The sequence below is a fragment of the Paenibacillus vulneris genome (assembly GCF_039543185.1).
Lineage (GTDB): Bacteria > Bacillota > Bacilli > Paenibacillales > NBRC-103111 > Paenibacillus_S > Paenibacillus_S vulneris.
In genome coordinates this window covers 64,738-76,304 of the sequence record NZ_BAABJG010000055.1, presented here as the reverse complement: position 1 = coordinate 76,304, position 11,567 = coordinate 64,738, and the positions used below count along the sequence as shown (strand labels likewise).

10 protein-coding genes are annotated in these 11,567 nt (G+C 48.9%); 8 read left to right on the top strand and 2 right to left on the bottom strand.

The features are described 5' to 3' along the window. Positions 1 to 81: 81 nt before the first annotated feature. The 6 genes from ABEA66_RS33190 to ABEA66_RS33165 all read left to right on the top strand — a co-directional run bounded on the left by ABEA66_RS33190 (position 82) and on the right by ABEA66_RS33165 (position 6,206). Positions 82 to 1,203: an NADH-dependent flavin oxidoreductase gene (locus ABEA66_RS33190; protein WP_345594360.1), complete on the top strand. Its 1,122-nt coding sequence runs from the start codon at positions 82 to 84 to the stop codon at positions 1,201 to 1,203. A 39-nt stretch (positions 1,204 to 1,242) separates the two neighbouring features. Continuing rightward, on the top strand, positions 1,243 to 2,406 hold the full coding sequence (locus ABEA66_RS33185) for an iron-containing alcohol dehydrogenase (RefSeq protein WP_345594357.1): 1,164 nt from the start codon (positions 1,243 to 1,245) through the stop codon (positions 2,404 to 2,406). Positions 2,407 to 2,450: 44 nt separating this feature from the next. Then, positions 2,451 to 3,209 carry an SDR family oxidoreductase gene (locus ABEA66_RS33180; protein ID WP_345594355.1) on the top strand — a complete coding sequence of 253 codons (759 nt, stop codon included), beginning with the start codon at positions 2,451 to 2,453 and terminating at the stop codon, positions 3,207 to 3,209. Between the two features lie 230 nt (positions 3,210 to 3,439). Beyond that, entirely contained in the window at positions 3,440 to 4,735 is a 1,296-nt protein-coding gene (gene spoIIP, locus ABEA66_RS33175; RefSeq protein WP_345594353.1) for a stage II sporulation protein P, read from the top strand. A 50-nt stretch (positions 4,736 to 4,785) separates the two neighbouring features. After that, entirely contained in the window at positions 4,786 to 5,718 is a 933-nt protein-coding gene (locus ABEA66_RS33170; protein ID WP_345594350.1) for a YwqG family protein, read from the top strand. Between the two features lie 59 nt (positions 5,719 to 5,777). Next, positions 5,778 to 6,206, top strand: a complete 429-nt coding sequence (locus ABEA66_RS33165) for a hypothetical protein (protein WP_345594348.1) — start codon at positions 5,778 to 5,780, stop codon at positions 6,204 to 6,206. 141 nt (positions 6,207 to 6,347) lie between these two features. Here the strand turns inward: ABEA66_RS33165 and pepT are convergent, their stop codons facing one another. Together pepT and ABEA66_RS33155 are read right to left on the bottom strand one after the other, a co-directional pair. After that, positions 6,348 to 7,580: a peptidase T gene (pepT, locus tag ABEA66_RS33160; protein WP_079909354.1), complete on the bottom strand. Its 1,233-nt coding sequence runs from the start codon at positions 7,578 to 7,580 to the stop codon at positions 6,348 to 6,350. A gap of 97 nt (positions 7,581 to 7,677) precedes the next feature. Next, positions 7,678 to 8,478, bottom strand: a complete 801-nt coding sequence (locus ABEA66_RS33155; RefSeq protein WP_079909355.1) for a DUF2935 domain-containing protein — start codon at positions 8,476 to 8,478, stop codon at positions 7,678 to 7,680. A 217-nt stretch (positions 8,479 to 8,695) separates the two neighbouring features. On the opposite strand from ABEA66_RS33155, the gene ABEA66_RS33150 reads away from it, so the two are divergent. Both ABEA66_RS33150 and ABEA66_RS33145 read left to right on the top strand, forming a co-directional pair. Beyond that, positions 8,696 to 10,258: a glutamate synthase-related protein gene (locus ABEA66_RS33150; protein WP_345594345.1), complete on the top strand. Its 1,563-nt coding sequence runs from the start codon at positions 8,696 to 8,698 to the stop codon at positions 10,256 to 10,258. Positions 10,259 to 10,522: 264 nt separating this feature from the next. Next, on the top strand, positions 10,523 to 11,413 hold the full coding sequence (locus tag ABEA66_RS33145; protein WP_079909358.1) for a YihY/virulence factor BrkB family protein: 891 nt from the start codon (positions 10,523 to 10,525) through the stop codon (positions 11,411 to 11,413). Positions 11,414 to 11,567 lie beyond the last annotated feature (154 nt).

Sequence of the window (11,567 nt, the reverse complement as noted above, 5' to 3'; positions counted from 1 at the left end):
ATTTAGATCTGTTATCATATTGATTACTGTTATTATTATGATTACAGATTACATTTATTGTACCTGGAGGAGGCATTCTGTATGAACCCAATCTATAAACCATTATTCCAATCGTATACTTTTCCAAGCGGTGTCCAATTGAGCAACCGAATTGTGATGGCTCCCATGACAAATTGGTCCTCGAACCCAGACGGCACTGTTACGGACGAGGAGATCCGTTATTATGAACGACGCTCCGGTCAAGTGGGCATGGTCATCACGGCTTGCGCTTATGTCACTCCGAATGGGAAAGGATTTCACGGGGAGTTCAGTGCGGACAGCGATGAAATGATCCCAAGCTTACGCAGACTGGCGTCGGCGATCAAGGACAAGGGCTCGAAGGCTGTGCTCCAAATTTTTCACGGGGGGCGGGAGTGTCCACCTGAATTAGTTCCTCAAGGAGACGTAGTCAGCGCCGGCAGCGTACCCAGCTCGCAAAATCCATCCGTTACGCCTCGGGCACTCTCGAGTGAAGAGGTGGCTTCTATAATTAAAGATTTTGGGGAAGCTACAAGAAGAGCCATTGAGGCGGGCTTTGACGGGATTGAAATTCATGGAGCGAACGGATATCTGATTCAGCAGTTTTTCTCCCCGCATTCCAATACTCGTGAAGATGAGTGGGGAGGCAATCTGAAGAAAAGGATGGCGTTCCCGCTTGCTGTAGTCGATGAGGTGAAGCGAGCTGCTAAGCGTTATGCGAAGAGTTCGTTTTTGATCGGCTATCGTTTCTCCCCTGAAGAAGCGGAGCGTCCAGGAATTACGATGACGGATACGTACGAACTGGTAGAAGCCTTATCAAACAAAGGACTGGATTATCTGCATGTGTCCCTAATGGATTTCTGGTCTAATGCCAGAAGCGGGGATGAGCTGGATCGCCCAAGAATGGAATTGATTAAGGAAAAAGTAGCCGACCGTGTCCCATTGATAGGTGTGGGCTCTATTCATACCGCAGAGGAAGCTTTGAAGGCTTATGATGCCGGTATTCCGCTTATTGCGCTTGGCAGAGAGCTGCTTATCGATCCGGATTGGGTTCAGAAGGTAGAAGAAGGTCGGGAAACGGAAATCGAAGTTACCCTGAAGAAGGACGCCCAGGAACGTCTAGTGATTCCTTCTCCTTTGTGGAACGGCATTATGAATGCCCCCGGTTGGTTACCTGTAGAATAGGATCTGAACTGATGAAATAGAGGAGGCGGCTTAAACGGAATGAACTCATTTGTTTTTCAAAATCCGACGAAGCTTATCTTCGGTAAAGGACAGCTGGAGCAATTGGCGACGGAGGTTCAAGCTTACGGCAAACGGGTACTGCTAGTCTATGGCGGAGGAAGCATCAAGCGCAATGGTTTGTATGATAAAGTGATGGCCAGCTTGAACGGCATCGGTGCCCAAGTGACCGAATTAAGCGGCGTTGAGCCGAATCCCCGTCTCACAACGGTGCATAAGGGAGTAGATTTATGCCGTAAACACCAAATCGATCTCATTCTTGCTGTGGGCGGGGGAAGCGTCATCGACTGCTCTAAAGCTATTGCGGTAGGAGCTAAGTACGAAGGTGATGTATGGGATATTATTACACGTAAAGCAGCGGCGGCAGGGGCTCTTCCTCTTGGGACCGTATTAACGATTGCCGCAACGGGTTCGGAGATGAATGCGGGCTCTGTTATCACCAACTGGGAAACCAAAGAGAAGCTCGGTTGGGGAAGCCCGTACTCTTTCCCGAAGTTTTCGATTCTGGATCCGGAGCATACGATCTCCTTGCCGGCAGACCAGACTGTATACGGAATGGTGGACATTATGTCCCACGTGCTGGAGTCCTATTTCCATCACGTCCCGAATACTCCAGTACAGGACGGCTTCTGCGAAACCATTTTGAGAACAGTGATAAATACGGCTCCGAAGCTGCTTCAAGACCTGCAAAGCTTTGAGCATCGTTCGACGATTATGTACTGCGGTACGATGGCGTTGAACGGCGTGCTCAGCATGGGCATTCGCGGCGATTGGGCAACCCATAATCTGGAGCATGCCGTATCTGCGGTCCATGATATTCCGCACGGAGGCGGCCTGGCCATTCTGTTTCCCAATTGGATGAAATATAATCTGGATGCAGGTGTGGAACGCTTCAAGCAATTCGCGGTCAATGTGTTTGGCGTTAGCACAGAAGGCAAATCGGATCGCCTCATCGCGGAGGAAGGAATTGAAGCTTTGCGTTCATTCTGGACATCCATTGGCGCGCCCAGCCGTCTGAAGGATTACCAGATTGATGAAACATCGGTAGAAACTATGGCCGATAAGGCCATGATCTATGGAGATTACGGTCATTTTCGCAAGCTGAACCGCGAGGATACTGTTGCCATTTACAGAATGTCTCTATAAGTGAATGCGGCTGATTTCGAAAAAATAAAGTGGAGGCGCTCCATATGAAGCTATCCGGTAAAGTTGCTGTCATCACAGGTGCCGCGTCGGGTATGGGAAGAGCTATGGCCGAGCTATTTGCGGCGGAAGGTGCAAAGGTGGCCGTGTCCGACCTCCAGTTAGAGGCTGCCCAAACCGTAGTAACGGAGATTGAGGGCAAAGGCGGTCAGGCTATCGCGATTGCTGCTAATGTAACGAAAGAGGACGATATTCAGCGGCTGATCGATACTACGGTCAAGAAGTATGGTACCGTCGATATCTTGGTTAACAATGCCGGAATTATGGATAATTTTGTCCCGGCTGCCGATCTGACAGATGAGCTGTGGGAGCGGGTCTTCGCCATTAATACGACGGGACCCATGAGAACCATCCGCAAAGTGCTTCCCATCTTTACCGGGAAAAAAAGCGGGGTCATCGTTAACGTGGCATCCGCAGGAGGGCTTTATGGCTCCAGGGCAGGCGCCGCGTATACGGCGGCTAAGCACGCTGTTGTCGGGCTTACGAAGAATGTAGGCTTTCAGTATGCGAGCCTGGGGATTCGCTGCAATGCGATTGCGCCAGGGGGAGTCAATACGAATATCGGCACAACGATCAGCTCACCCAATGCATTCGGGATGGAAAGAGCGATGGCTGGCATTAACCTGAATCCCCGTACGGGAGAGCCGGAGGAAATAGCTAAGGTAGCGTTGTTCCTCGCATCGGATGACGCAAGCTTTGTCAACGGTACGGTTATAACGGCGGATGCAGGCTGGACAGCCTACTAAAAAAGAGAAATAGGGATTCATGACGTCAGCCGAGCTTCGGCTGGCGTTTTTTTCTGTTTTGGTCTACTGTGGATTCCGGAAGAAAACTGCAGTGTTTCTATCTGTCCGTATTGTCACTTTATGTCCATATTTTGCCAACGATTCTGTCGGTTTTTGGATTTCTAGGAGGGATTTGTCTTGCCTGTGTCGAATTCGTAAGGACATTATCGGCATAGGGAGTTGGAGAGCAATTGTTACGTTATAAAGTGATTTGCGCAGCCGTTGGCTCTTTTCTGCTTATCGGCGCGCATAATGCTACCCCAATACACGCTCAGGAGAGAGCGGAGGGAACAGCAGTCCTCATTCCAAGCAATAAAACGCCAATCAATCAGCGTGATGAGAAGGTTCAAAAATCATTTGCGAGAAGCACAGTCGATCGGCTGAATGTTCGTACAAAGCCTGATTTGTCTTCATCCGTCCTCTTGATGATCGGGCCATCGAACAGGTACGAGGTAATAAAGGAGCAGGGCGACTGGGTACAGATTCAGCTGCCAGAGGAGAAAGCCGGTTGGGTATTCCGGGAATATATCGAATATGAGCCCTCCGTATCAGCCGTAAGCAAACCAGAGAAGGCTGAACCTGAGCCCAAGGAAACCGCACCCGGCGAACCTTCGAAGCAGAAGGCGGTCGTTCATATTACCGACGTTACGAATTTACGCAGCGGTCCCGGAACGGACTACGATATTACAGGAAAAGCCAAGCCGGGGGACTCTTATCCTATTGTGGATACCAAAGGCGAATGGTATGTCGTTTCTCTCCCAGATCAAACCAAAGCGTATGTTGCAAGCTGGGTCGTACAGACAGAAACGGCAAGGCCGGTTGTACCTTCTACATCAGCTGCTAATAAGGCGTCCGCGCCGCAACTATATATTTATCATACTCATAATCAGGAATCATGGAATCAGGTGGCTAGCATCAAGAAAGGCTCTTCGGTTGATGATCCTAATTCGAACATCACTCTGGTCGGGAAACGGTTAGAGCAGCGTCTGCAGGAGAAAGGAATCCCTGCATTAGCCGGAAATGACGATATCGCGGAAAAGCTGAAGCAGCAGAAGCTGGGCTTTTCTTCGGCATATGCCGTTTCCCGTCAATCCGTTCAAAAAGCAATCAATACGTATCCTACCCTTACTTATTTCTTCGATATTCACCGAGATGCGGATGTTCCGCGGGATAAAACAACGATCACCATCGATGGAAAATCATATGCCCGCATTTTGTTTGTCATTGGCACGGCACACTCCGGTTACGTTGAGAACAAAGCGTTCGCCGAGAAGCTCGACAAGCTGCTGGATGAGAAATATCCCGGTCTTTCCCGGGGCGTTCTTACGAAGAGCTCCCATCAAGGCAATGGAGAATACAATCAGTCCGTTTCGCCGGGAAGCTTGCTGCTGGAAATAGGGGGCACGAACAATACCCTGCAGGAAAGCCTGCAGACGGCGGAAGCTTTGGCAGATGTTTTTGCGGAATACTACGACAAAGAGAAATGATCGGTTTTGAAGGCGGGTCATAATTCATCGCGGAAGGAAGGAGCTACAGTATGCTTCCTAAAGTTGTTCTAGAAGATTTGAAAAAGTTCATTGAGACTCACGAGCTCGATGAACGAACGGCAAAGTTGCTTGCTGACCACGCAGAGCTTTCACTTCAATATAAACTTACGGAGGAAGAGGATTATTCGTCCATAGGAAATAGCCGGATTGCGGGATGCCCGGATCTGCCTCCATCCATAGATTGGCCGATTGATTCCGATGGGGAATACTGGACCTTCATTGCCCAAATCAATCTGGAGGAGCTTCCCGTTTTGCCATTTGACGGGTTTCCGAAGCGGGGTATTTTATACTTCTTCCTGGGCCTGGATGAACCTGCGTACAATATAGACCACCGGATTTATTATTACGACGGAGAGGTCAGCTTATTGAAAAAGACGGAACCGCCGGAGGGGCTGGAGGAAATAGCTGCGGAGTATCGCGGTTTTGTTTCACATAAGATATCCTTTGATCCTGTCTGGACTTTGCCTGAGCAGGTGAGGGACATATTGATGGATGAGGTTTCGGAAGTATACGATAAGCTTGAGCATCATAGCGATACTTTATGGGGGCAATTTGAAAGCTGGGCGGGAGATACGCCGCTTGACGCTTACTTATGCCGCAACGGGATGGAGGATCTTCTTTTCAAGTATTATAAAACTGTGGAAGAAGTTCAGAGGGAGGCTAATGAGGCTGAAGCGAGAGGCAGTGTGGATTACGCACAGCGACTACGTACCCAAGTCATTCCCCAGCTGGAGGGCTACCTCGCCAATGAAGATAAGCATAAGCAAGGGGCCAAGAGCTGGCATCCTCTATTATCCGTTTCGTCCCTGGACGAAGCAGGCATGTGCTGGTGGGATGCCGGAATCCTTGAATTTTTCATCGATAAATCCGACCTGGAGCGGCTGGATTTCAGCCGAACTTATGTCAATTTGGCAACGAGCTAACGGAAACAAAACTTTCTAAACTGCGTCTATAAGGAAAAGGGACGAAGGGAAGAGTAGCGATGAACTGTTCGGAACATATTCAAACAGAGTCCGTCAGAAAATGTCCGAGCTGCAAACGATTTTTATGCCGAAGCTGTATCGATGCGGGTCATTGCCGGCATTGCGGCTGGATGCTGTCAAGGAAGACGAGGGAGTTCATCCGGTTAACCGGGGTTTTCTGGACGGTGCTTATCGTAGTCTGGGCTGTACTAATAGGGTATGGATATTCTCATTTTACCGGGTTTGCTTCTAACGGCCCGATCTATTTTCTATTGCTTACCGTGTCACTGCTTCTTTTATACATAGCGTTGGCTTTTTCTTTTAAGTTCTATTTGGAGGCAGGCTGGTTGGGAAAAAAGCACTTTTGTCTGATCCTCCTGTTCCTGCTGCTGGCCATATGGCTGTTCCGGTTTGTGGTTCTTCCATTAAGCAGCTATGATATTGATTAATCCTTATCTGATAATCGAATCTGCTAACGCCTATCAATCCGCGTCTCTACGCGGATTTTTTTATGTTTTACTACATAGTAAAAGGGCCGTCGAAATCATTCGACAGCCGCTTACGTTCGGTACCATCAGTAGAGGGCAGTCTCAGCCGCGTTGTTCAAAAAGCTTGATAATCTCGATAATGACTTGAGTTGCTTTTTCCATATTATCTACCGAGACGAATTCATACCGGCCATGATAATTCTCCCCGCCTGTAAAAATATTCGGGGTAGGCAGCCCCATGTAGGACAACTGCGAACCGTCCGTTCCGCCGCGGATCGGTTCAATAACAGGCTCGATACCCAGACTTACCATTGCTTCTCGCGCGATATCTACAATGTGGCGGACAGGCTCTATTTTCTCCCGCATATTGTAGTACTGATCCTCGATTTCTACCGTGACGCGTCCTTTCCCGTACTGATCCTCCAGGGACGCCGCAATTTGGGTCATTAGCTGTTTGCGGTTGTTAAAGGACGTTTTGTCAAAATCTCTAATCAGGTAATGAAGCTTGGTTTCTTCCACATCCCCCTGCATAGATATCAAGTGGAAAAAGCCCTCATACCCTTCCGTATGCTCCGGTGCCTCTTGCGCAGGCAGTCTTCCATTAAACTCCATCGCAATCTTCGCGGAATTGACCATTTTTCCTTTAGCCGTTCCCGGATGTACAATTTTGCCTTTGCATGTCACAAGCGCACGCGCCGCATTGAAGCTCTCGTACTGGAGCTCGCCAAGAGGTCCGCCATCCACGGTGTATGCATAGGAAGCGTCGAAGGCGGCGACATCGAAGCGATGCGGCCCTCTGCCGATCTCCTCATCCGGGGTGAAGGCTACGCGGACTCTGCCGTGTTTGATCTCGGGATGTTGAACCAGGAACGCCATCGCGGTCATAATCTCGGCGATACCCGCTTTATTATCGGCTCCGAGTAAGGTAGTCCCATCCGTCGTAATTAACGTATGGCCAACATAGCCGGCTAATGCCGGGAAATCCTGGGGAGACAGTACGATCTGCTGCTCTTTATGTAAGATAATATCCTTGCCGTCATAGCCTTCTACAACCTGCGGCTTGACTCCCGCCCCGGTAAAATCCGTAGCAGTATCCATATGGGCCATAAAGCCGATCGTCGGTATGTCTTTGTCAGAATTGGAGGGAAGTGTGGCCATAACATAGCCGTTGTCGTCCATCGTTACGTCCGACATTCCGATGCTTTTCAGCTCATCGACCAGCTTTTGCGCAAGCGTCAATTGGCCGGGAGTCGTAGGACAGGTCTTGCTGCTTGCATCCGATTGCGTATCGATTTGGACGTAGCTTGTCAATCGTTGGATAAGTTGATCTTTCAAAGCGAATTCATCTCCTTTTGTATCATTATAAATCAATTCCGGGGGAAGACAAAGAGGAGGTGAATAAGCAATAGCTCCAGGGGGCGCAGCTTCTTTTCTAGCGCTCCACTCGCGGCGTGGCGGGATTACAAGGCGGTGCAGGAATTTCGCCGGATTGTGCGAGCTTTTTCAAATAATAGCATTCCTCGCGGTACATATGATCGGGCATTAATGGGTTCAAGCTGCTCAGCAGCTCCTTATTCAATTCCAGCTCCTCCAGCTCTTTTAAGAAGGCCATGAATATCGTTAATTCTAGGTTGACGTCTTGATGAAATTTAATGAATGAAGGATACTGACTTCTCATCGTACGCAAATAACCGGCTAATTCTACCGATTTTAAATAAAAATCAATAAATTGCTTTTCGAATGCTTTGCTCTTGGCAATCCATTGTCTCTCTGTGGGGTCCAAATCGCTGGAAAGAGCGGTAGCGTGGTAAATAGCATCAGACAACCAGATCAAATCGTGGTGAAGAGGAGGATAATGCGGAACGGGCTTGCCCGCGAGAAGCTCGTCGAGAATGCGGACATATTCCTCCAGCTCATTGACCATATGGTTCAGAAAGGTAGGCGTTAAATTCATTTTGACGGACTTCAGCAGATTTCTCTCCAGCAGGTTCAGTTTATAAGCACGAAGACGGATGGTGGCTTGATAGGCAGCATGATTCAGTTCCGAGAGCTGGGCTTGATCCAGCGGGCCGCGGGAGCGCTCAAGCAGCGTATCAAACTGGCGTATGAATTGGCCGGACTGCTCGATATCTTTACTTTCGGAGGAAGATAACGTGCTGTGTATAAACCGTGAATGATCGCCCAAAATTTGCAGCCAAAACTGATGCTCGAAGACGGCATTCGGGTCCGCCATATGGATCAACCCCTTATAGTTATTATGTTCCAATTTATGAGAGCGATCCTCAAGCTATTCGCGACAAGCTGAACGGATGAGGAGGGAACGTAATGTCTAAATGCACATAAAATCCCATATTCAGCATGGAACTAGCTTTATTTAGTCATACTGGGTGAAATCGCGCATACCTATAACCAATTTGCGTTTTATTTACTAAAGCAAAAGGAGCAGGAATATGCAGCTGATTCTCATCATTTTGTTATTAGTCCTGATCTTGCTGCCGGTCTCATTATTGGCCTACATGTACGCTCTTTCGAAAAAGCCGCAGCATTCTATCATCCGCGCCCATCCTTATCTGGGATGGCTCAGGTATGTGCTGGAGAAGCTCGGCCCTGAGTTTCGTCAATATTGGTTGGACCACGACACGCAGGGGAAGCCGTTTTCCCGGTCTGATTTTATCGGGGTGGTATTTGCGGCGAAGTACCGTACGGACCTGATCAGCTTTGGGTCCAAGCGCGATTATGAAGCCTCCGGATATTATCTTTCGAATGATCTGTTCCCTAAGCTTCTTGATGAGCTGCGGGTGGAACACAGCGAGAATGTAACCGGCAAAAAGTACGAAATCGTGAACGAGGGCTTATTTACGCGCAGAGAGAGGATGAAGGAGGGAAAGGCCAGAAATTGGCTTTATCCCGACGAAGATGCCGTCATGATCGGAGAGGCTCGCACACATCCATGGGTGGTAAAAGGGATGTTCGGCGCTTCAGCCACTTCCTACGGGGCGGTTGGCGAGCATTATATTCAATCCACGGGAGCGGGGGCCCGGATGGCTGGAGGTACATGGCTCAATACCGGGGAAGGCGGGATTGCTCCCGAGCATTTGGCTTCCGGCACGGATTTAATCGTTCAGATTGGGCCAGGATTGTTTGGCTTCAGGGATGCTGACGGGAATTTCTCGATGGAGGAATTTCGTACGCAGGCAGCTATTCCTAATGTGAAAGCATTTGAATTGAAATTTGCCCAAGGGGCAAAGATTCGCGGAGGCCATCTGGAAGGGGCCAAGGTCAATGAGAAAATTGCCGCTATCCGCAAAGTTCAGATCGGAGAAACGGTGAACTCGCCTAACCGGTTTTCCTTTATCAAGAATTCGGAGGAAACATTGCTTTTTGTCAAGAAGCTGCAGGTGGAAGGCGGGAAGCCGGTAGGCATCAAAATCGTCGTAGGGGATCAAAGAAGGCTGGAGCCATTGTTTCAATGCATGCGGGATCTAAAAATTTATCCGGATTTCATAACGGTCGACGGAAGCGAAGGCGGATCTGGAGCAACCTTTAAGGCAATGGCAGACGGAATGGGCTTGCCCTTGTTCCCGGCTCTTATCCTGCTTGATGATACCGCCAGAGCTTATGGTGTGCGCGATCGAATCAAAATCTTTGCCTCCGGGAAGCTGATTACCCCCGATAAGGTGGCTATTGCATTGGCGCTTGGGGCAGATTGTGTCAATTCCGCACGAGGGTTTATGATGGCTAACGGCTGTATTATGGCTATGCAGTGTCATACGGGGAAATGCCCGACGGGCGTGACGACGACGGATCCGAAGTACCAAGCAGCCCTGGCTCCGGAAGAAAAACAATGGCGCGTGATGAACTATATCCTCCAAATGCGGGAAGGCGTGTTCTCCCTGGCAGCGGCGTGCGGTTTGGAGAGCCCGAAGCAGCTTAGGCGCGAGCATGTCGTTTACAAAAACGAGGAAGGCCGAAGCGTTCCTATGAGTGAACTGTTCCCGTATCCACAGGAGTAAGCTTTGTGAGAACGGTGGAATGGACAATAGATAGGGAGCGTATCTAAATTGATACAACGACGAAAACCATAGCTTTTTCATTCGACATTCGGGCTTGAGCAATCAAGCTTTTTTTCTTTTGGCAAAATTGTGTATGATAGCTATAGAATGGAAAGCCTTTTCCATTGGGAAGGGATTCCGTTTTTTGGGTATAAAATAAGTATACCGGTTTGATCCTGTATTTAAGACAAACACCATCGTACAGAGAGGGGGTACCACTGGGGGATGAAAATCACAGCTCTGATTCATAACTTGGCATGCCGCTTTCAGGATGACGACGTGCCTGCCTTATCGGCGCAATTGACGTATTATCTAGTGCTCTCCTTCTTTCCGTTCTTGATCTTTGTCGGAACCTTGATGAGCTTTACCAGCTTCTCCGCGGATGAGGCGCTTGAACGCTTGAGCTTGGTTTTACCGGATTTGTCGAACAAGACTATTTCGGACGTGTTTCATGAGATCGAGCAGACCAGGAGCGGTTCCTTGCTGTCCATCGGTTTAATTGCCACGCTGTGGTCGGCCTCCAATGGAGTCAATGCGGTCATCAAAGGAATTAATAAGGCTTATGAGCAGGAAGAGGATCGTCCCTTCTGGAAGGTGCGGCTCTTGTCCTTAGGAACGACCGTCGTACTGGCTGTAGCGATCCTGCTAAGCTTCGTGATGCTGGTATTCGGACGTAAAATCGGTGAATGGCTGTATGTGACCGCCAAGCTTCCCGGTGACTTCTCCACAGTATGGTCCTGGGCGCAATATGCCGTGCCGCTGCTCGTTATTTGGACGCTGTGCTGCCTCATTTATTCGTTTCTTCCGAATGTTCGTTTGAGGTTCCGTGAGGTGATTCCCGGGGCATTATTGGCGACTTTTGGCTGGATCATCGCCTCGCTGCTGTTTTCTTTTTATGTGAATCATTTTAACAGCTACACGAAAACGTATGGCAGTATCGGAGGCATCATCGTTCTGCTCATCTGGCTGTATTTAACCAGTATGATCATTCTGCTGGGGGGAGAACTGAATGCAGCACTGCACTTTATTCGCAGCGGAATGGTCAAGCCGCCGTGCAAAATGTTCGGGCTGCCAATGGCATTCTTTAAGAGAAATAAGAAGACGGTCAGCGATTGAGTATATCAATCTAAGCGGCTGCTACGGCAGCTGCTTTTTTCATTTTTAAAGAATGGACTATCAGGAGTAGATTATTTAAAGAATCTGATGTACAATGCTTGGTTATAAAAGGCTTTGCTGGAAATACTAACTTCCATCCTAAGAATGGAGAATA

Coding starts and splice junctions, on each gene's coding strand:
- ABEA66_RS33190 (WP_345594360.1), top strand. CDS start 82: ATGAACCCAATCTATAAACCATTATTCCAATCGTATACTTTTCCAAGC.
- ABEA66_RS33180 (WP_345594355.1), top strand. CDS start 2,451: ATGAAGCTATCCGGTAAAGTTGCTGTCATCACAGGTGCCGCGTCGGGT.
- ABEA66_RS33150 (WP_345594345.1), top strand. CDS start 8,696: ATGCAGCTGATTCTCATCATTTTGTTATTAGTCCTGATCTTGCTGCCG.
- ABEA66_RS33155 (WP_079909355.1), bottom strand. CDS start 8,478: ATGGCGGACCCGAATGCCGTCTTCGAGCATCAGTTTTGGCTGCAAATT.
- ABEA66_RS33145 (WP_079909358.1), top strand. CDS start 10,523: ATGAAAATCACAGCTCTGATTCATAACTTGGCATGCCGCTTTCAGGAT.
- ABEA66_RS33170 (WP_345594350.1), top strand. CDS start 4,786: ATGCTTCCTAAAGTTGTTCTAGAAGATTTGAAAAAGTTCATTGAGACT.
- ABEA66_RS33165 (WP_345594348.1), top strand. CDS start 5,778: ATGAACTGTTCGGAACATATTCAAACAGAGTCCGTCAGAAAATGTCCG.
- ABEA66_RS33185 (WP_345594357.1), top strand. CDS start 1,243: ATGAACTCATTTGTTTTTCAAAATCCGACGAAGCTTATCTTCGGTAAA.